This window comes from Streptosporangium fragile (assembly GCF_039534445.1).
In the GTDB taxonomy this organism is placed as follows: domain Bacteria; phylum Actinomycetota; class Actinomycetes; order Streptosporangiales; family Streptosporangiaceae; genus Streptosporangium; species Streptosporangium fragile.
Genome location: NZ_BAAAVI010000002.1, coordinates 53933 through 72380 on the forward strand (window position 1 = coordinate 53933; position 18448 = coordinate 72380).

19 protein-coding genes and 1 pseudogene are annotated in these 18448 nt (G+C 71.7%); 17 read left to right on the forward strand and 3 right to left on the reverse strand.

Going from position 1 to position 18448, the window contains the following annotated elements; translation table 11 throughout:
- Nucleotides 1-356: 356 nt before the first annotated feature.
- Nucleotides 357-704: a hypothetical protein gene (locus ABD841_RS01965; protein WP_344967157.1), complete on the reverse strand. Its 348-nt coding sequence runs from the start codon at nt 702-704 to the stop codon at nt 357-359.
- 218 nt (nt 705-922) lie between these two features.
- On the opposite strand from ABD841_RS01965, the pseudogene ABD841_RS40730 reads away from it, so the two are divergent.
- Nucleotides 923-1250 (forward strand): annotated as a pseudogene (locus ABD841_RS40730) (IS982 family transposase); the annotation flags it as partial.
- Nucleotides 1251-1309: 59 nt separating this feature from the next.
- Here the strand turns inward: ABD841_RS40730 and ABD841_RS01970 are convergent.
- Entirely contained in the window at nt 1310-2305 is a 996-nt protein-coding gene (locus tag ABD841_RS01970; RefSeq protein ID WP_344967159.1) for a hypothetical protein, read from the reverse strand.
- 86 nt (nt 2306-2391) lie between these two features.
- Here ABD841_RS01970 and ABD841_RS01975 point away from each other — a divergent pair, with 86 nt between their 5' ends.
- Nucleotides 2392-3027, forward strand: a complete 636-nt coding sequence (locus tag ABD841_RS01975) for a MerR family transcriptional regulator (RefSeq protein ID WP_344967161.1) — start codon at nt 2392-2394, stop codon at nt 3025-3027.
- A gap of 94 nt (nt 3028-3121) precedes the next feature.
- Here the strand turns inward: ABD841_RS01975 and ABD841_RS01980 are convergent, their stop codons facing one another.
- Nucleotides 3122-3754 carry a TIGR03085 family metal-binding protein gene (locus tag ABD841_RS01980; RefSeq protein ID WP_344967163.1) on the reverse strand — a complete coding sequence of 211 codons (633 nt, stop codon included), beginning with the start codon at nt 3752-3754 and terminating at the stop codon, nt 3122-3124.
- 247 nt (nt 3755-4001) lie between these two features.
- Here ABD841_RS01980 and ABD841_RS01985 point away from each other — a divergent pair, with 247 nt between their 5' ends.
- The 15 genes from ABD841_RS01985 to ABD841_RS02055 all read left to right on the forward strand — a co-directional run bounded on the left by ABD841_RS01985 (nt 4002) and on the right by ABD841_RS02055 (nt 18434).
- The gene (locus tag ABD841_RS01985; protein ID WP_344967466.1) at nt 4002-5789 is read left to right on the forward strand and encodes an ABC transporter ATP-binding protein; all 1788 of its coding nucleotides are present in this window, start codon (nt 4002-4004) and stop codon (nt 5787-5789) included.
- 165 nt (nt 5790-5954) lie between these two features.
- Nucleotides 5955-7733 carry an ABC transporter ATP-binding protein gene (locus tag ABD841_RS01990; RefSeq protein ID WP_425581932.1) on the forward strand — a complete coding sequence of 593 codons (1779 nt, stop codon included), beginning with the start codon at nt 5955-5957 and terminating at the stop codon, nt 7731-7733.
- Between the two features lie 159 nt (nt 7734-7892).
- A complete protein-coding gene (ppk2, locus tag ABD841_RS01995; RefSeq protein WP_344967167.1) occupies nt 7893-8855 on the forward strand; it encodes a polyphosphate kinase 2 in 963 nt (320 codons plus the stop codon).
- 55 nt (nt 8856-8910) lie between these two features.
- On the forward strand, nt 8911-9258 hold the full coding sequence (gene hisI / locus ABD841_RS02000; RefSeq protein WP_344967169.1) for a phosphoribosyl-AMP cyclohydrolase: 348 nt from the start codon (nt 8911-8913) through the stop codon (nt 9256-9258).
- Nucleotides 9255-9854: a Trp biosynthesis-associated membrane protein gene (locus tag ABD841_RS02005; protein WP_344967171.1), complete on the forward strand. Its 600-nt coding sequence runs from the start codon at nt 9255-9257 to the stop codon at nt 9852-9854. The genes hisI and ABD841_RS02005 overlap by 4 nt, the downstream gene beginning before the upstream one ends.
- A 91-nt stretch (nt 9855-9945) precedes the next feature.
- On the forward strand, nt 9946-10509 hold the full coding sequence (locus ABD841_RS02010) for a DUF4190 domain-containing protein (protein ID WP_344967173.1): 564 nt from the start codon (nt 9946-9948) through the stop codon (nt 10507-10509).
- A 104-nt stretch (nt 10510-10613) separates the two neighbouring features.
- Nucleotides 10614-11045 (forward strand): DUF2752 domain-containing protein, encoded by a 432-nt coding sequence (locus ABD841_RS02015; RefSeq protein WP_344967175.1) that lies wholly within the window; start codon nt 10614-10616, stop codon nt 11043-11045.
- A 169-nt stretch (nt 11046-11214) separates the two neighbouring features.
- The gene (gene trpC / locus ABD841_RS02020) at nt 11215-12024 is read left to right on the forward strand and encodes an indole-3-glycerol phosphate synthase TrpC (RefSeq protein WP_344967177.1); all 810 of its coding nucleotides are present in this window, start codon (nt 11215-11217) and stop codon (nt 12022-12024) included.
- A gap of 29 nt (nt 12025-12053) precedes the next feature.
- A complete protein-coding gene (trpB, locus tag ABD841_RS02025; protein WP_344967468.1) occupies nt 12054-13274 on the forward strand; it encodes a tryptophan synthase subunit beta in 1221 nt (406 codons plus the stop codon).
- 68 nt (nt 13275-13342) lie between these two features.
- Complete coding sequence (gene trpA / locus ABD841_RS02030) at nt 13343-14137, forward strand: tryptophan synthase subunit alpha (protein ID WP_344967179.1); 795 nt, start codon at nt 13343-13345, stop codon at nt 14135-14137.
- Between the two features lie 241 nt (nt 14138-14378).
- The gene (locus tag ABD841_RS02035; RefSeq protein WP_344967181.1) at nt 14379-14891 is read left to right on the forward strand and encodes a MauE/DoxX family redox-associated membrane protein; all 513 of its coding nucleotides are present in this window, start codon (nt 14379-14381) and stop codon (nt 14889-14891) included.
- Between the two features lies 1 nt (nt 14892).
- Nucleotides 14893-15657, forward strand: coding sequence for a DsbA family protein (locus ABD841_RS02040; protein ID WP_344967183.1), 765 nt, complete (start codon nt 14893-14895; stop codon nt 15655-15657).
- A gap of 26 nt (nt 15658-15683) precedes the next feature.
- Complete coding sequence (gene lgt, locus ABD841_RS02045) at nt 15684-16871, forward strand: prolipoprotein diacylglyceryl transferase (protein WP_344967185.1); 1188 nt, start codon at nt 15684-15686, stop codon at nt 16869-16871.
- Complete coding sequence (locus tag ABD841_RS02050) at nt 16868-17587, forward strand: VIT1/CCC1 transporter family protein (RefSeq protein WP_344967187.1); 720 nt, start codon at nt 16868-16870, stop codon at nt 17585-17587. The genes lgt and ABD841_RS02050 overlap by 4 nt, the downstream gene beginning before the upstream one ends.
- 37 nt (nt 17588-17624) lie before the next feature.
- On the forward strand, nt 17625-18434 hold the full coding sequence (locus ABD841_RS02055; RefSeq protein ID WP_344967189.1) for a death domain-containing protein: 810 nt from the start codon (nt 17625-17627) through the stop codon (nt 18432-18434).
- The last annotated feature ends 14 nt before the right edge of the window (nt 18435-18448 follow it).

Sequence of the window (18448 nt, forward strand, 5' to 3'; positions counted from 1 at the left end):
GAAGGCGGCGGTGGACGAAGGCGGCGGTGGACGAAGGCGGCGGTGGACGAAGGCGGCGGTGGACGAAGGCGGCGTCATACGGCCCCAGCCCGCATGTGGCCTTCCGGCGCAGGTCACAGTGCATGTGCCCGGCCGCCCGGAGGACGCGTACCAGCGCGCGTCTCCGGCGCGAACAGCGCTCGACGGCGCTCCATCGAGGACGGGGACGCGCTCCCCGTCCGGGACCGGCTCTCCGATCCACTCACCCCGTACGCCCTTGGGCCTGGCCCCGCCTCACCCGCCGCGAGACCGGAACACAGGGGTTTCAGCGGACTTCCGGGGTAGCGGGCGGATCAGTGGAGGGAATCCGACATGGATCACTGCGTGATGGCGCAGGAGACATTCGCGACGGCCTGGAATGACGCCCCGCCCTCGTTTTCGACCAGCAGGAAGTGGCGCCAAGTCTTCGGAGTCCAACCGCTTGTGGTGATAGCCGATCGTATGACCTGGGCCTTGACCGGCTGCGTCGAGCCTACGAACTCGTAGTTTCCGGCGATCGCCTGCTTGCCTGCGGGGCAGTCGACCACCACGTAGTCAGTCTGTCCGGGCTGGATGGTCTTCGACCCATAGATCAGCTCGAATCCCCGCATCACCGGCTCGTCATCCGCCACCGCGCTGCCGCCGGTGAGGAGGCTGGTGAGAACCGCACCGGTGAGAGCCGCCATGACCAGTGCCGATCCCTGCCGCATACTCATCATGTGAACCTTTCGTTCCGGAAGTGATGGCGGAACGACCGTAGTTTCCGAGAACGCGGACGAGCGTCAGACGAAGGGATGATCTTTGGTCACTCTGGCGGATGACCATCGTCACCTTCGGGGGGTGTCCGAGGCCTTTCCGTACCTGCCTGGCCAGTCGGGCTACGACGAGCGCCTGCGAACCGCGCCGCCCCGGCTCGCCGATCGCCGCCGACGCGGGGTGTATCTCCGCCGAGCTGGACCGATATCCGGCCGCACGGGGCATACGGCTGCCGCGGCCGTCCCATCGCGGTCGCGCCCCGTCCCGGCGGGTCGCTTCTCGAACCTGTCCGCCGGTTCATCGCGTCGGTCGACGACACCCTCGAAGGCCGACGCGATCTCGAACCGCACGGCGGGCGCGGCCCTTCGGGGGCGGCCGTCCGCGTCGCCCGGCGCATTCCGGTCCTGACCGCTGTGATCTGGCACAACCGCGCCACCGGTTGGCCGGTCACCCGCCCGCTGATCGTCTGTGGCCACCGACCGGACTGCGAACTTGCCCGTCTACAGAGGTGGGAGCCCCGGTCGGGCGGGCGTTGTCAGCGGTGCGTGGTTCCCGTCTCCGGGGCGGTTCCGGCTCTTTCGAGGGCCGGGGCCGGATCGGGGCCGGGAGCCGGGGGCGTGGGCTGTGCCGTCGCGGCGGCGGGACGCGAGGGGGCCGGAAGGCGCAGGGAGAGCAGTGCCGCGACGGCGACCCCGGCGAGGAGCAGGCCCGCCGCGCCGAGCGTGGCGCCGTCGGGGCGGAGCAGCGGCTGGCCGCGCAGCGCCTGCCAGGTCACCAGGGCCAGCAGGGCCGCGTAGCCGCCCCCGGCGACGAGTACCAGCCGCAGCCGGACGACCTCCTCGCGCAGCGGCGCCAGGAGCATGGCGACCAGCGGCAGCACCTGGATGGCGTGCATGCCGACGAAGTGCGGGATGCGCAGGTCGCCGCCGGTGGTGCTCCAGTCGGCCAGCGGCAGGCCCGGCCCGCCGTCGGGGACGCCGACGCTGTGCGCGCCGATGACAGTGGTGGCGGTGTCCGCGAGCTGGGCGGCGGTCGGCGCGGTCATCAGGTAGCCCAGGCCGATGCCGACGGTGGAGATGACCAGCGCGAGGCGGATCGCCCAGGTCTGGGACGGGCTCGCCTGGCGCTCGCGCAGCACCAGGACCGCCGCCGCGATGTTGGCGATCATGAGGGTGACGACGGTGACGCCCATGATCGTGTACAGGGTGGAGTCGAGGGGGGTGGCGAAGTTGAAGTGGCTGCGTCGCCCCCGGGCGGCCTGGGCCGTGATGAGCAGCACCTCGGCGGTGCCCGTGACCGCCAGGACGGTACCGAGCAACCGGCCCGTGCGGGGTGCCCGTCGTCGCAACGACAGCAGCCAGGCCCAGGTGAGCGTGTAGATCCCGAACGAGACGGCGAACTTCAGCGGTTTCGCCCAGACGGGCATGCCGTCGAGCGTGCGGTCATCCAGCAGCAGCCCGGCGAGGGCGACGACCGCGATGACGGCCATGATCGCGGACGAGAACAGGAGGGGGCGATGGAGACGGATCATCGAGAGGGCTCTCTTATAGATAATGGATTTATCCATTATCTATAACTAGACTGTGGGGGAGCGCAAGAGGAGGCCGGGCTGTGCGGATGGCGGAACTGAGCCGGGTGACGGGTGTCTCCGTGCCGATGATCAAATACTATCTGCGGGAGGGCCTGCTCCCCAGCGGGGAGCGGACCGGTCCCAACCAGGCGCAGTACGGTCGGGAGCACGTCCGCCGGCTCAATCTGGTGCGCGCCATGGCCGAGTACAGCGGTCTGTCGCTGGCGGAGATCGCCGAGCTGCTGGAGGGGCTCGAACGGCCGGAGCTGAGCCTGTACGACCGGCTCGGCCTCGCCCAGTGCACCGTCACGTCCAGGCGCGAGCCCGGCGAGGGCGAGGGGTGGGAGCGGGCCGCGCGCGAGGCCCGGGAGCTGATCGCCCGGCACGGGTGGCGGCACTCCCCGGACAGCCAGGCCATGCGCGCCGTCACCGGCGTGCTGCTCACCCTCCGCACCCTGGGGTACGACGGCGTCTTCGCCCGCCTCGACGAGTACGCCGAGGCGGCGGCGCGCACCGCGCGGGCCGACGTGGCGGCCCTGGCCGACGAATCGGACCTGGAGCGGATGATCGAGCTGGTCGTGGTGGGCACCCTGCTCGGCGACACCCTGATCGCCGCCCTGCGCCGGATCGCGCAGGGCAACATCTCGGCCGAGATGCTCGGCGAGAAGCTCGAGGAGTGCTGAGGGCGAGGCTTTTCCCCGGGAGCCTCCGGAGTTTTCCCCGGGAGCCCCCGGAGTTCTCTTCGGGAGCCCCCGGAGGGGGCGGGGCCCTGTGGCGTCAGACGCCCAGCGGGGCGTCCATCAGCCGGGCCACGGCCTGCTCGTCGCCGCTCACGTCGACCCTCGCGTGCGCCTGGCGGCCGAAGCAGAACAGCAGCAGCTCCCCGGCCCTGCCGGTCACCTCGACCTGCGGGGCGTCCCCGGGCCCGCCGATGGCGACGCCGCCGCCGATGCGGTGCATGACGACACGTGCCGGAGACTTGCGCAGGAACACCCTGTTGCCGGCGCGGACCTGCTTCCAGAAGGTCTGCTCCAGGTCGGCGGGCAGCTCGCGCGGTTCCCAGACCCGCTGCGCGCGACGGACGTCCTCGTGGTGGATGAAGTACTCCGTCGTGTTGACCACCTGGTCCAGGCCGGGGATCAGGCGGTAGATCCCGCCGGGGCCGGAGCGCACCAGCTCGACGAGACCGTCGTAGCCGTGCCTGGCCTTCATCGATTCCTGAACCGAGGCCGTGTAGCCCGCCAGGGGCGCCAGGAGGATGCCGCCGAGGGCGTCGGGACGGCTCTCCCGGAGGACGAGGTGGGCGGCGAGGTCGAAGGTGGTCCAGCCCTCGCAGAGGGTGGGGGCGTCCGGGCCGAGCCGGGCGAACAGGTCGCTGAGGGCGGCGCGTTCGGCGCGGGCGTGATTCATCGAATACCTCCGGTGTGGCGACCCGGCTGCGGAACCCCGGCCCGGGAGACCGGAGTCCCCGGTCTCGGCCGAGGAAGGACGTCGGCCGCCGATCCTCGCAAGATTGTTGCACAGGCAACCAGGAAGATCATCGGAACCGGCCAGGTTGGGGAATAAGAATGTGATGGGACGTGATAGGCACTTATGTAGCAATGTTTCCCTTCGAAAGGACAGCCCCCGCGTGGCGACCAAAGTGACTTCCGCAGTCATGCGCCAGGGGCTCCGGCTCCTCGGGCTGGCCATCCGGACGGAGAAGGGGATCTTCGCCGCCGCGGCCCTGTCCAGCACCCTGTACGGCGTGATGACCGTCGCCTCGGCCTGGGCGCTGGGCTGGGCCACGGAGAACCTCGTGCTCCCCGCCTTCCAGCGGGGCGAGATCGCGACCGGCACCATGCTCCTCGGCACGTTCCTGATCCTCGGGACGGCGCTGCTGAAGGCGCTGGGCGTGTCCGGGCGGAGATACTTCGCCGGGGTCATGCAGTACCGGATGCAGGCCCGCTCCCGCCGAGACGTCACCCGGCAGTACCTCAGGCTCCCCCTGGCCTGGCACCACCGGCACCCGACCGGCCAGCTGCTCTCCAACGCCAACGCCGACGTCGAGGCCGCCTGGGCGCCGCTCGCCCCGCTGCCGATGGCGGTCGGCGTGGTCGTCATGCTGGTCACCGCCGCGGTGGCGCTGGTGCTCACCGACCCGGTCCTCGCCCTGGTCGGCTTCCTGATCTTCCCGGCGATCGCCGTGCTCAACCTGGTCTACCAGCGCAGGCTCAACCCCCTGGCCACCCGCGCCCAGCAACTGCGCGCCGAGGTCAGCGAGATCGCCCACGAGAGCTTCGACGGCGCCCTGGTCGTCAAGACCCTCGGCCGCGAGGACGAGGAGACCGCCCGGTTCCTGGCCAAGGCCCACGAGCTGCGCGACGCCAACATCGCCGTCGGCCGGATCCGCGGCCTGTTCGACCCGGTGCTGGAGGCGCTGCCCACCCTGGGCGTGCTCGCCGTACTGCTGATCGGCGCGGCCCGGCTGGAGAGCGGGGCCATCACCTCCGGCGTCCTCGTCCAGGTCGCCTACCTGTTCACCCTGCTGGCCTTCCCGATCCGCGCGCTCGGCTGGGTCCTCGCCGAACTGCCCCGCGCCGTCGTCGGCCACGAGCGGGTCACGGCCGTGCTGGAGGCCACCGGGTCCATGGAGCACGGCTCCGTCGCGCTGCCCGGTACCGAGCCGGCCCGGCTGGAGGTCCGCGACCTCGGGTACGCCTACGGCGACTTCCCGGTCCTGCGCGACGTCAGCCTCGCCGTCGAGCCCGGCCGCACCGTCGCCCTGGTCGGCCCCACCGGCTCCGGCAAGTCCACGCTCACCCAGACCCTCGTCCGCCTGGTCGACCCGGTACGGGGGGCCGTGCTCGTCGACGGGGTCGACCTGCGCGACGTCGCCCGCGGCGGGGTCAGCGACGCGGTCGCACTGGTGCCGCAGCAGACGTTCCTGTTCGACGACACCGTGCGCGGCAACGTCACCCTCGGCCTGCCGGTCGGCGACGACGAGGTCTGGGCGGCGCTGCGCCTGGCCCAGGCCGAGGGTTTCGTCAGCGCTCTGCCCTCCGGCCTGGACACCCGGGTCGGCGAGCGCGGCGCCACCCTGTCCGGCGGCCAGCGCCAGCGGATCGCGCTGGCCCGCGCGCTGGTGCGCCGCCCGCGCCTGCTGATCCTGGACGACGCCACCTCCAGCGTCGACCCGCAGGTCGAGGCCAAGATCCTGTACGGCCTGCGGGACGCCGTCCAGGCCGCGACCGTGGTCGTCGTCGCCTACCGGATGGCCACCATCACCCTGGCCGACGAGGTCGTCTACCTGCACCACGGCCGGGTCGTCGACCGGGGCGCCCACGAGGAGCTGCTCGCCCGCTGCGAGGGCTACCGCAACCTGGTCACCGCCTACGAACGGCAGGAGGCCGAGCGCGAGGCGCTCGGCGCCGACGAGTACGAGGAAGAAGAGGCCATCGCGTAACATCCTCCCCGCCCGAAGGGACGGCGGGGGAGTCCGGCGGCGACCGCCCCACGAAGACACGAAGACACGAAGAGAAGAGGAGCCGACGGTGAGGGAGCACAACCGGCCGCGGAGCCGCCGCGCCGGCGCGACGGGCATCCGGAACGACGCGCCGCTGGGCGGTCGGTGCCGGTGAACTCGCTCCAGGGTGTCGAACGCTCCGCGCTGGCCACCGTCCGGCGCGGCCTCTCGCTCACGCCGGAGTTCCGCAGGGGGATCGCCGTGACCCTCGTGCTGGCCGTGCTGGCCACGGGGGGCAGGGTGATCGTGCCGATCGCCGTCCAGCAGACCGTCGACACCGGCCTCGCCGGCCCGGTCCCCGACCTGGCCCACATCCGCGCCACCGTGCTGCTGTGCGCCGCCGCCGTGGTGCTCACCGCGCTGTGCGCGTACCTGATGAACGTCCGCCTCTACCGGGCCACCGAGTCCTCCCTCGCCACGCTCCGGGTGCGCGGCTTCCGGCACGTGCACGACCTGTCGGTGCTCACCCAGAACTCCGAGCGGCGCGGCGCCCTCGTCTCCCGGGTCACCGGCGACATCGACCAGATCAGCACCTTCATGCAGTGGGGCGGGCTGATGCTCATCGTCGCCCTCGGCCAGCTGCTGGTCGCCACCGCGCTGATGGTCGTCTACTCCTGGCAGCTCGCCCTGCTGGTGTGGGCCTGCTTCCTGCCGCTCATGGTCATGCTGCCGCGCTTCCAGCGCTGGCTCTCGGGCGCCTACACGCAGGTCCGGGAGCGTACCGGCGACCTGCTCTCGGCGGTCAGCGAGTCGGTGGTGGGCGCGGCGGTGATCAGGGCCCACGGCGCGGAGCACCGTACGGCCGAGCGGCTCGACGCCGCGATCGAGGCGAACAAGGCGGCGCAGGCCCGCACGCAGCGGATCGTCGCGACGGTGTTCCCGCTGACCGACATCGTGGCGGCCGTGGCCCTGGCCGCGGTGGTGCTGCTCGGGGTGCGGCTGGGCCTCGACGGCGACATCACCGCCGGGGAACTGGTCGCCTTCCTGTTCGTGATCACGCTGTTCATCTCGCCGATGCAGATCGCCACCGAGGTGCTCAACGAGGCGCAGAACGCGGTCGCCGGCTGGCGGCGCATCCTCGGCGTGCTCGACACCCCGCCCGACGTGGCCGACCCGGGGCCGGAGGGCGTCGAGCTGCCGCGCGGCCCCATCTCGGTCTCCTTCGAGGACGTCGGGTTCGCCTACCCCGGGGGCACGCCGGTGCTGCACGACGTCACCGTGGACATCCCGCCGCGCTCGCGGATCGCCGTGGTGGGGGAGACCGGATCGGGCAAGACGACCTTCGCCAAGCTGCTCACCCGCCTGATGGACCCGGTCTCCGGCCGGGTCCTCATCGACGGGCACGACCTGCGGACCGTCCGGTTCTCCTCGCTGCGGCGGCGGATCGTCATGGTCCCCCAGGACGGCTTCCTGTTCGACGGCACCCTGGCGGAGAACATCCGCTTCGGCCGCCCCTCCGCCACCGACGACGAGATCCGGCTGGCCATGACGGAGCTGGGCCTGACCGACTGGCTGGAGGGGCTCCCCGCCGACCTGGACACCCCGGTCGGCCAGCGCGGCGAGTCGCTGTCGGCGGGGGAACGCCAGCTCGTCGCGCTCGCCCGAGCCTACCTGGCCGACCCCGACCTGCTGCTGCTGGACGAGGCCACCTCCGCGGTCGACCCGGCCACGGAGGTGCGGCTGGCCCGCGCGCTGGAGGGGGTCACCCGGGGCCGCACCGCCGTCTCCATCGCCCACCGGCTGTCCACCGCCGAGGCGGCCGACGAGGTGTTCGTCTTCGAGCGGGGCCGCATCGTCCAGCGCGGCCCGCACGCCGAGCTCGTCCGGCAACCCGGTGTCTACGCGGATCTGCACGCCTCATGGGTCTCCGCGGCCCATTCCTGACGGAACCCGGCCCGCGCGAACCCGGGGGAGGGATCACGCGGGCCGGGCCGTCTCCGGACGACCCGGGGATTAGCGGGTCCTCTTCGAGGTAGGGACGGGGTAGGGCGGTTTTCCCGCCGTGGGAGGGCGGTCCGCCCGTCCGGGAGAAAGCAGGGGGCGATGACAGAGGTGCTGGGTGAGGACCCGGAGGCGCAGGTTCCGCGGTTCCCCGTGCTGGATCCGCAGTCCGCTGCCGCCCGCAGCGAGCTGCTCGACGACCTGCCGAACCTGCGGGTCCTGGACGACGACGATGACGATCCGGTCCTGGTCCGCCTGGACGGGTCCCCGGTCGACACCTGGCGGGAGAAATACCCCTACTCCGAGCGCATGGACCGGCCGGAGTACGACCGGCTCAAGCGGCTGCTCCAGATCGAGCTGCTCAAACTCCAGTACTGGATCAAGGACACCGGCGGGCGCCTGGTGATCCTCTTCGAGGGGCGCGACGCGGCCGGCAAGGGCGGCACGATCAAGCGCTTCATGGAGCACCTCAACCCGCGCGGCGCCACCGTGGTCGCGCTGGAGAAGCCGAGCGAGCGCGAGAGCACCCAGTGGTACTTCCAGCGCTACGTCTCCCACCTGCCGGCCGCGGGGGAGATGGTCTTCTTCGACCGCTCCTGGTACAACCGCGCCGGGGTGGAGCGGGTGATGGGCTTCTGCACCCCGGAGGACTACCTGCAGTTCATGGAGCAGACACCCGAGTTCGAGCGCATGCTCGTCCGCGACGGCATCCACCTGGTCAAGTTCTGGTTCTCGGTCTCGCGCTCCGAGCAGCGCACCAGGTTCGTGATCCGCCAGGTCGACCCGGTGCGCCAGTGGAAGCTCTCGCCGATGGACCTGCAGTCGCTGGACAAGTGGGAGCAGTACACCCAGGCCAAGGAGGACATGTTCCTGCACACCGACACGGAGGAGGCCCCGTGGACGGTGATCAAGAGCAACGACAAGAAGCGCGCCCGGATCGAGGCCATGCGCCACGTGCTCAGCCTGTTCGAGTACGAGGACAAGGACCACGAGGTCGTCGGCGTCCCCGACCCCAACATCGTCGTGCACGCCGCCGACGTGCTCGACGACGACCGCGCCCACTGAGCGCCCACGCCGGGCCGGACGCCGCACCGTTCCCCGGTTGCGGCAGAATTGCCGCATGTCCCTTGACCCCGCCATCGCGGCCCGGCTGAAGCGCACCGCCGACGGGCTGGTGCCCGCCGTCGTCCAGCAGTACGACACCGGTGAGGTGCTCATGCTCGCCTGGATGGACGACGAGGCGCTGCATCGCACGCTCACCACCGGCCGGGCCACCTACTGGTCGCGCAGCCGCGGGGCCTACTGGGTCAAGGGTGACACCTCCGGCCACGTCCAGCACGTCAAGTCCGTCGCCCTCGACTGCGACGGCGACACGATCCTGCTCAAGGTCGACCAGGTGGGCGCCGCCTGCCACACCGGCGACCGGACCTGCTTCGACGCGGCGCCGCTGGCGGTGACCGGGGGGTGACCGCCGGGCGCGAGCTGTGGACCTGGGCGGCCGCCTGCACGGCAGGCGCCGCGCTCGTGCTGCTCGCCTCCGGGCGTGAGTGGTTCACCGTGACGTACGGGACGCGGCAGGTGCCGGTCTCCGCCGCGGAACTGGCCCCCGCGCTCGGCCCCGCGGCCTGGGCCTCCCTCGCCGCGGTGGTCGCCGTGCTCGCGACGAGCGGGATCTGGCGCAGGTCCGTCGGTGTGGTGATGGCGCTCTGCGGAGCCGGAGTGATCGCCGGATCGTGGTGGGGGAGCGGCATGGGCGCGGCGCTGCGGATCTCCGCGGAGCAGGTGCCGGTGGCCGCGGGCGTCACCCCGCAGGTCGCCTCGGTCCTGGCCTGGCCGGTCGTCTCCTCCGCGGGCGGCCTGCTCCTGGTGGCCGGCGGCGTGGTGGCGGCCCTGCGGGGCGCCCGCTGGCCCGGCATGTCCGACCGCTACGACCGATCCGGGACGGGCGCCGGCGGTGCGGCCTCCTCCTCCGGCGCCTCCGGCGCCCTCGGTGAGCGGGCGCTGTGGGACGCCCTCGACCGCGGCACCGATCCCACGGCCGGTCCGGACGACGAGGACCGCTGACGGCCGCGATCCCGTAGGCGTGCGCGAATCCCCTCGGCGGAGGGCTGTTTTCGCTAAGATTCCGCCTTCAACGGGATAATTGGAGTCATTCATGAGCTATGACAATCAGCCGGGCGGCTACCAGCAACCCCCGGGAGGTGGTGGCTACGGTTCCCCCGGCGGTTACGGCTCATCCGGTGGCTACGGCTCCCCCGGTGGTTACGGGCCGCCGCCCGGCGGCCACGACCCGTACGGTGGTTATGGGCCGCCGCCCGGCGGCCACGACCCGTACGGTGGTTACGGCGGTCCCCCGCCCCCGCCTCCGCCCCAGCGCAACAACGGCATGGCCGTCGCCGCCCTCATCCTGGGCATCGCCGGCCTGTTCTTCTGCGGTCTCCCCTCGGTCGTGGGCGTCGTGCTCGGCCACGTCTCGCTGGGGCAGATCAAGCGGACGGGCGAGGACGGCCGGCCGATGGCCCTCACCGGCCTGGTCCTGTCCTATGTCGGAGTCGCCCTGTGGCTGATTCTGGTGCTGGGATGGGCGGTCACGTTCGGGGTGATCTTCGACTCGGCCCTCAACCCGGATCCGGACTACGGGTACGACATACCCGAGGTGCACGAGGATCCCGAGGTGTTCGACCTCCCGACGACCGAGGCGACCGCGCCGGGTCTGTGACCGGCACGTCGGCCGCGTACCCGGGCGGCTCCCGGACCGGGAGCCGCCCGGCTTGAGTATCGTGGCCGTCGGGGGAGACGTCGGCGGAGGGGGTCCGAGACGCCATGGTGACGGGGAAGACCGCCGGTCCGCGCGCGTCGCGGGCGCGGGCGATGCTGGCGCCTCTCGGCACCGCGCTGGCGGCGGGCGCCGCGGTCGCGTTCGTGGGGGCGGTCGACCCCAACGAGCCCGGCCACTACCCGACCTGCCCGTTCCTGGCGCTCACCGGGCTCTACTGCCCGGGCTGCGGCGGCCTGCGGGCCGTCCACGCTCTGGTCCACGGCGACCCGGCCACGGCCGTGGGGCTCAACCCGGTCGTGGTGGTCATGATCCCGGTGCTGGCCGTATTCTGGGCGTACTGGGCGCTGCGCTCCTGGCGCGGGGGACCGCCCATCGGGAAATCCGTACGGCCGGTCTATGTTTGGCTATTCCTGGCCTTAATGATCGTCTTTTGGATAGTGCGAAATCTTCCTTTCGGGGAATTCCTGGCCCCGTAGTCGCCTATAGGTCTCACCCGGTGGCAGGGCGACCCCGGTCGGGCCGATAGCATCGGCGGGACAAGGGCAATCGATCGGGAGGGGCCTTACTCGTGAGCGAGCGGAGTGAGCGAACCATGAGCATGGCAACGTTCGCGAACCTGGCCTCCGAGCTTCGCGAGGAGGGCAAGTGAGCGTGCTGGAGGAGATCCTCGAAGGGGTCCGCGCCGATCTCGCCCAGCGGCAGGAGAACGTGTCGCTGGCCGAGCTCAAGGAGCGGGCCCAGCGGGCGCCCGCCCCCCGCGACGCCTACGCGGCGCTGGGCGGCGACCAGGTGGCGGTGATCGCCGAGGTCAAGCGGTCCAGCCCGTCCAAGGGGGCGCTGGCGGCGATCGCCGACCCCGCCGCGCTGGCGGGCGACTACGAGTCCGGTGGCGCCCACGTCATCAGCGTGCTGACCGAGAGGCGCCGTTTCGGCGGCAGTCTCGACGACCTGGCCGCCGTGCGCGCCGTGGTCGACATCCCCATCCTGCGCAAGGACTTCATCGTCACCTCCTACCAGCTCTGGGAGGCCCGTGCCTACGGCGCCGACCTGGCGCTGCTGATCGTGGCCGCGCTCGACCAGAACGCGCTGGTCTCCCTCATCGAGCGGGCCGAGTCGATCGGGCTGGCCCCGCTGGTCGAGGTGCACACCGAGGAGGAGCTCGACCGGGCGCTCGCCGCCGGAGCCAGGATCATCGGTGTCAACGCGCGGAACCTCAAGACCCTCGAGGTGGACCGCGAGGTGTTCGCCAAGCTGGCCCCCAAGATCCCCGACGGCATCATCAAGATCGCTGAGTCGGGCGTGCGCGGCCCCCACGACCTGCTCGCCTACGCCAGGGCCGGCGCCGACGCCGTCCTGGTCGGCGAGAGCCTGGTCACCGGCAAGGACCCCCGGGCAGCCGTGGTCGACCTGGTCACCGCCGGCGCCCACCCCGCATCCCGACCTGAGGGGCAGTAAGCGAAGTGACAACGCAAGACGGAACCGTCCTGACCGCCGCGGACCTCGCCGGGAACGGTGTCCACGGTGACGATCCGGACACCCACGGCAAGTTCGGCGTGTTCGGCGGGCGTTACGTGCCCGAGGCGCTGATCCCCGCCCTCGACGAGGTCGCCGCCGAGTACGACAAGGCGAAGAACGACGCCGAGTTCATCCGCGAGTTCGACCACCTGCTGCGCACCTACGCCGGCCGGCCGACCACGCTGACCGAGGTCCCCCGCTTCTCCGAGCAGGCGGGCGGCGCCCGGATCATCCTCAAGCGCGAGGACCTGACCCACACGGGCGCGCACAAGATCAACAACGTGCTCGGCCAGGCCCTGCTGACCAAGCGCCTGGGCAAGACGCGGGTGATCGCCGAGACCGGCGCCGGCCAGCACGGTGTCGCCACCGCCACCGCCGCCGCCCTGATGGGCCTGGAGTGCGTCATCTACATGGGGGCCGTCGACTGCGAGCGCCAGGCGCTCAACGTCGCCCGCATGAAGCTGCTCGGCGCCACCGTCGTCCCGGTCACCAACGGCAGCCAGACCCTCAAGGACGCGATCAACGAGGCCTTCCGCGACTGGGTCGCCAACGTCGACCACACCCACTACCTCTTCGGCACCATCGCCGGGCCGCACCCGTTCCCGGAGATCGTCCGCGACTTCGCCCGCATCATCGGCGTCGAGGCCCGGCGCCAGATGCTGGAGCTCACCGGCAAGCTGCCGGACGCGGTCGCCGCGGCCGTCGGCGGCGGTTCCAACGCGATCGGCATCTTCCACGCCTTCATCGAGGACGAGAACGTCCAGCTGCACGGCTTCGAGGCCGGCGGCCGCGGCCTGGAGAGCGGCGAGCACGCCCTGACCCTCACCGCGGGCTCCGTCGGAGTGCTGCACGGCTCGCGCACCTACGTGCTGCAGGACGACGAGGGTCAGACGGTCGAGTCGCACTCGATCTCCGCCGGCCTCGACTACCCGGGCGTCGGCCCCGAGCACGCCTGGCTCAAGGACAGCGGCCGCGCCACCTACCACGGCATCACCGACGCCGAGGCGATGGAGGCCTTCGCGCTGCTCGCCCGGACCGAGGGCATCATCCCGGCGATCGAGTCCTCGCACGCGCTCGCCGGCGCCCTCAAGCTCGGCCGCGAGATGGGCCCCGGGGCCACCATCCTGGTCAACCTGTCCGGCCGGGGCGACAAGGACATGGGCACCGCGATGAAGTACTTCAACCTCTGACGACCGACTCGCCTCCCCTCCGGGACCACCGGAGGGGACGGAGGCCACGACCCGCAACGGAACCAACGATGACGACTCTTCAGACGGTGTTCGCCAAGGCGAAGGCGGACGACCGCGCCGCCCTCATCGGATACCTCCCCGCTGGATTCCCCAGCAAGGACGGCGCGATCGCGGTCGCCACCGCCATGGTGGAGGCGGGCTGCGACGTGATCGAGATCGGCCTGCCGTACTCGGACCCGCTCATGGACGGTCCGACGATCCAGGACGCCGTCCACCGGTCCCTGACCAACGGCACCCGCATCGCCGACGTGCTGCGCACGGTCGAGGGCGTGGCCAAGACGGGCGCCGCCACCCTGGTCATGACGTACTGGAACCCGATCGACCGCTACGGCGCCGACCGCTTCGCCCGCGACCTGGCGAACGCGGGCGGGGTGGGCACCATCACGCCCGACCTGACCCCCGAGGAGGCCGGGCCCTGGCGCGCGGCCAGCGCCGGGGCCGGGATCGACACGGTCTTCCTCGTCGCGCCCAGCTCCACCGAGGCCCGTATCAAGGCCGTCGTCGACAGTTGCACCGGCTTCGTCTACGCCGCCTCGCTGATGGGCGTCACCGGGGCGCGCGAGCAGGTCGGCGCCGCCGCGCACGGCCTGGTCGAGCGGACCCGCCGGCACACCTCCCTGCCGGTCTGCGTCGGCCTCGGCGTCGGCACCGGCAAGCAGGCCGCGGAGGTGGCCGGCTACGCCGACGGTGTGATCGTGGGCTCGGCGTTCATCCGCCGTGTCCTGGACGCCCCCGACGAGGCCTCCGCCCTGGCCTCGGTCCGCGAGCTGGGCGCCGAACTCGCGGCCGGCGTCCGCGCCTGACCGGTGTTCTCCGGATGCGGCCGCCCGGAAAGGGCGGCCGCGTTCTCGTTTCTCCCTGCCTGTCCCCCCACCCGGCCGGCTTATCCGACGCTTATCGCGCCCGTGATGGGGTTTCCTTGAATATCGTGCACCCCGCCGGAGACGTCCGCGCCGAGGCCCTGGAAAGGAGAAGTTGGCGCTCGTGACTTCTGAGAAGCCCGCGTCCGAGAGGCCGCGAAAGGTGATTTCGGCGCTACCCTGGGTGACGACCGTCTCGCGGCTGATTATGGCGGGCGTGCTGATCGTCGCCGGCTGGGGCAAGATCGGAACGCCGGTTCTCTCGGTCCAGGCGGTCGAGGCATACGAACTGCTCCCGGAATCGCTCGCCAGGGTGGTCGGCTACGGCCTGCCCATCCTGGAGATCGTGGTGGGGGTGTTGCTGGTTGTCGGGCTGCTCACCCGCGTCGCGGGCGTCGTCTCGGCGCTGCTGATGCTCGCGTTCGTCATCGGCATCGCCTCGGCGTGGGCGCGCGGGCTGCGGATCGACTGCGGCTGCTTCGGCGGCGGCGGTCAGCTCGCCGCGGGGGAGGAGCCCGCCTACCTCGTCGACATCCTGCGAGACTTCGGTCTCTTCGCGCTCGGTGTGGTCATCGCCTGGTTCCCGCCGGGACGCTTCGCACTCGACTCCGCGCTGGGGCTGACCCCGGATCGGGGACCGGACGACGACACCGAGATCATCGAGGACGAGGAGCCACCTGAGAAGGAGAACGACTGACATGGGCAAGGCCGCGCGGGACCAATCGGCGCGTGAACGGATCAAGGCGCAGCGCGAGCAGCAGCGGCGCAAGGACAAGGCCAGGCGGATCACGACGATAGCGGCCGCGGCCGTGGTCGCGATCGCCGCGGTCGGGGCCGGATGGTGGTACGCCGCCCAGAGCAGCAAGTCCGAGCAGGCGACCGCCGCGCTGGCGCCGATCACCGTGACCGCGGACGGGGCCGTGGTCATGGCCAAGGCCGGCGTGGAGAAGCCGGTCCTCGACGTCTACGAGGACTTCCAGTGCCCCGCCTGCAAGTCGCTCGAGGAGGCCAGCGGTCCCACGATCAAGAACCTGGCGGCCGAGGGCAAGGCCAAGGTGGTCTTCCACCCGATCACGATCTTCCCGGAGCAGATGAACAACGGCATCACCCGGGGCAACTCCGTCCGGGCCGGCGTCGCCTCCCGCTGCATCGCCGGCGGCACCCCCTGGATGCAGTTCCACGACAAGGTGTTCAAGGAGCAGCCCCTCGAGAACGTCGAGGGATTCAAGATCTCCGACCTGGTCGAGTGGGGCAAGGAGGCGGGCGTCACCGACCCGAACTTCGAAAAGTGCGTGACCGGTCAGGAGAAGGCGGCTCAGCACACCGCCTACAGCCAGAAGATCCTCGACACCCAGAAGCTCCAGGGCACTCCCACGCTGAAGCTGAACGGCACCGAGGTCCCCAATGACGTGGCCTTCTCGCCGTCGGGGCTGCGCCAGGCCGTTCTTGATGCCGCCAAGTAGCCCGCGACACGGTAACGTCACCTGACATGCCCCTCGCCTCGATTCCCAGCCCCTCGCAGGGGGTCTGGTATCTCTTCGATGTGGTCCCCATCCGGGCCTACGCACTCTGCATCGTGCTCGGCGTCGTCGCCGCCGTGATCATCGGTGAGCGCCGCTGGCGCGCCCGCGGCGGTGAGCCCGGGACCATCGTGGACCTCGCCGTGTGGGCCGTGCCGTTCGGCCTGGTCGGTGGACGGCTGTACCACGTCATCACCGACTGGCAACTCTACTTCGGACCCGACGCCCCCAATGAGCCGATCGAGGCGCTGTTCATTTGGAACGGCGGTCTGGGCATCTGGGGTGCCATCGCGCTCGGCGCCCTGGGCGTCTGGTTCGGCTGCCGGGCCAGGGGGATCTCCCTGTCCGCGGTGGCCGACACCGTCGCCCCCGGCGTCGCGGTGGCCCAGGCCATCGGCCGCTGGGGCAACTACTTCAACCAGGAGCTGTTCGGCAGCCCGACCGACCTGCCGTGGGGTCTGGAGATCGACCCCGACCGGCCGGGCACGGTGCCGGGGGAAGACACCTACCACCCCACGTTCCTGTACGAATCGATCTGGGACCTGGGCCTGGCCCTCGTCCTGATCTGGGCGGGGCGCAGGTTCGCGCTCCGCCACGGCCGGGTGTTCGCCCTCTACGTCGCGGGTTACACCGTGGGCCGCTTCTGGATCGAGGGCCTGCGCGTCGACGCCGCCCACCACATCCTGGGCCTGCGCCTCAACCAGTGGACCTCGATCATCGTGTTCCTGGGGGCCGTGGCCTACTTCTGGTACGCCAGGAACAAGACCGGCGAGGAGAAGGTCCGGGCCACGCCCGACCTCGCCGCGGACCTCGGCGACCCGGCCGACCCGGCCCACCCGGCCGACCAGGCCGACGACTCGGAGAAGGCCGACCCCGAGGCGGGCACCGAGGCGGACGCCGTCGAGGACGCCGTCGAGGACGCCGTCGAGGACGACGGCCCCGGGGGCGACGCCGAGGCGGAGGCCCGCGCCGGGGAGCCGCGCGCCTCGCTTGGTACGCTCGCAGGCGAGGGCCCGGCCGACCCGGCGCATCCGGCGGACCAGGCCGAGCCCGGCGAGAACGACGACGAGCCCGGCGCGGCCCCCGCGGCGGACGGTGACCACCGCGAGGAGACCGCGGAGAAGGCCACGGCCGAGGGCGAGAAAGAGAGACGATGAGTGCAGGCGGCGCGGGGAGCCGCGCCGAGATCCACCATCAGCACCGTGACGTCAACGGCGGCTGGCTGCGGCCGTCGGTGTTCGGCGCGATGGACGGCCTCGTCTCCAACTTCGCCCTCATCGCGGGCGTCGCCGGCGGCACCGACAGCACCAAGGTCATCGTGCTCGCCGGCGTCGCCGGGCTGGCCGCCGGCGCGTTCTCCATGGCCGGCGGCGAGTACGTCTCGGTGGCCAGCCAGCGTGAGCTCGCCCTGGCCGAGATCGACGTCGAGCGGCGCGAGCTCGAACGCCACCCCGAGGCCGAGCAGGAGGAGCTGGCCAAGCTCTACGAGGACCGCGGCGTCGAGCCCGCCGTGGCGGCCGAGGTGGCCCGGCAGATCTCACGGGATCCCGACAAGGCCCTGGAGGTGCACACCGAGGCCGAGCTCGGCGTCACCCCCCGGGACCTGCCCTCGCCCAAGGTCGCCGCGGTCTCCTCGTTCCTGTCCTTCAGCGTGGGCGCGATCCTGCCGCTCCTGCCGTACCTGCTCGGGGTCACCAGCCTGGTGGTCTCGGCGGTGCTCTCCTGCCTCGCCCTGTTCGGCGCGGGCGCGCTGGTCTCCCGGGTCACCGCGCGCAGCTGGTGGTACAGCGGGCTGCGCCAGCTCTTCGTCGGGGCGCTCGCCGCCGGCCTGACCTTCGCCCTGGGCAACCTCCTGGGAGGGACCGGACTGTGACCATCCCCACGTGTGGGCTTCCGGGAGAGGCCGGACTGTGACCACCCCCGCGCGCAAGCGCCGTCGCTCCTCCGGCAAGACGCAGGAGTGGAGCATCCCCCTGCTGGAGGAATGGGGCCTGACCCCGACGCAGCAGCGGCTGCTGGCGGTCCTCGCCTCGGTGGCCGGTGTGCTGGTCGCCGCGGTGGGGCTCACGTTCGCGATCGAGGCGATCGGCAACGACTACACGCCCGAGCGGGCCACCGCCGCGGCCGTCGTCACTCAGCCGCGGCCCGACACCTACCGGGCCTGGCCCTCGTCGAAGGTGTTCGCGCCGATCGCGGAGAGCAAGGCCGACCCCAAGCCGATGACGCTCAAGGACCTCTTCTCCGCCAAGACGCTCAAGGAGGGCGGTGTCACGCTGCGGTTGGCCGGCACCGGGCTGGAGACCGACTGCGCGGCGGCGGTCTGGGGCCGGGAACTCGTCGACCTGCTCGCCCAGGGCGGCTGCACCCAGGCGGCCCGGGGCGCCTACGTCAGCGCCGACGGCCGCTACGTCGCCCAGTACACCCTGTTCAACCTCCGCGACACCGCCTCGGCCGACACGCTCGTCAAGGAACTGACCACCCTGTACCGCGGCGGCTGGGTCCAGCCGCTGGAGGCGGGCCGGGCGGTCTTCCCGTCCGGCGGCCACACCGAGTCCAGCGGCCATGCCATGGGTCACTACGCGGCCCTGGTCTGGATCGGCCGGGCCGACGGCGCCGAGCCCGGCCCCAAGGACGACTTCGTCTCGCTCTCCCTGACGGTCCGCGGCGCGGAGAAGGCGGTCTTCCGGCGCGTCGTCGCCGCCTCCGAGGGCTCGTCGTAGCCTCCGGCGCGCCC

Coding starts and splice junctions, on each gene's coding strand:
- ABD841_RS01965 (WP_344967157.1), bottom strand. CDS start 704: ATGGCGGCTCTCACCGGTGCGGTTCTCACCAGCCTCCTCACCGGCGGC.
- ABD841_RS01970 (WP_344967159.1), bottom strand. CDS start 2,305: ATGATCCGTCTCCATCGCCCCCTCCTGTTCTCGTCCGCGATCATGGCC.
- ABD841_RS01975 (WP_344967161.1), top strand. CDS start 2,392: ATGGCGGAACTGAGCCGGGTGACGGGTGTCTCCGTGCCGATGATCAAA.
- ABD841_RS01980 (WP_344967163.1), bottom strand. CDS start 3,754: ATGAATCACGCCCGCGCCGAACGCGCCGCCCTCAGCGACCTGTTCGCC.
- ABD841_RS01985 (WP_344967466.1), top strand. CDS start 4,002: ATGCGCCAGGGGCTCCGGCTCCTCGGGCTGGCCATCCGGACGGAGAAG.
- ppk2 (WP_344967167.1), top strand. CDS start 7,893: ATGACAGAGGTGCTGGGTGAGGACCCGGAGGCGCAGGTTCCGCGGTTC.
- hisI (WP_344967169.1), top strand. CDS start 8,911: ATGTCCCTTGACCCCGCCATCGCGGCCCGGCTGAAGCGCACCGCCGAC.
- ABD841_RS02010 (WP_344967173.1), top strand. CDS start 9,946: ATGAGCTATGACAATCAGCCGGGCGGCTACCAGCAACCCCCGGGAGGT.
- ABD841_RS02015 (WP_344967175.1), top strand. CDS start 10,614: ATGGTGACGGGGAAGACCGCCGGTCCGCGCGCGTCGCGGGCGCGGGCG.
- trpA (WP_344967179.1), top strand. CDS start 13,343: ATGACGACTCTTCAGACGGTGTTCGCCAAGGCGAAGGCGGACGACCGC.
- ABD841_RS02040 (WP_344967183.1), top strand. CDS start 14,893: ATGGGCAAGGCCGCGCGGGACCAATCGGCGCGTGAACGGATCAAGGCG.
- lgt (WP_344967185.1), top strand. CDS start 15,684: ATGCCCCTCGCCTCGATTCCCAGCCCCTCGCAGGGGGTCTGGTATCTC.
- ABD841_RS02050 (WP_344967187.1), top strand. CDS start 16,868: ATGAGTGCAGGCGGCGCGGGGAGCCGCGCCGAGATCCACCATCAGCAC.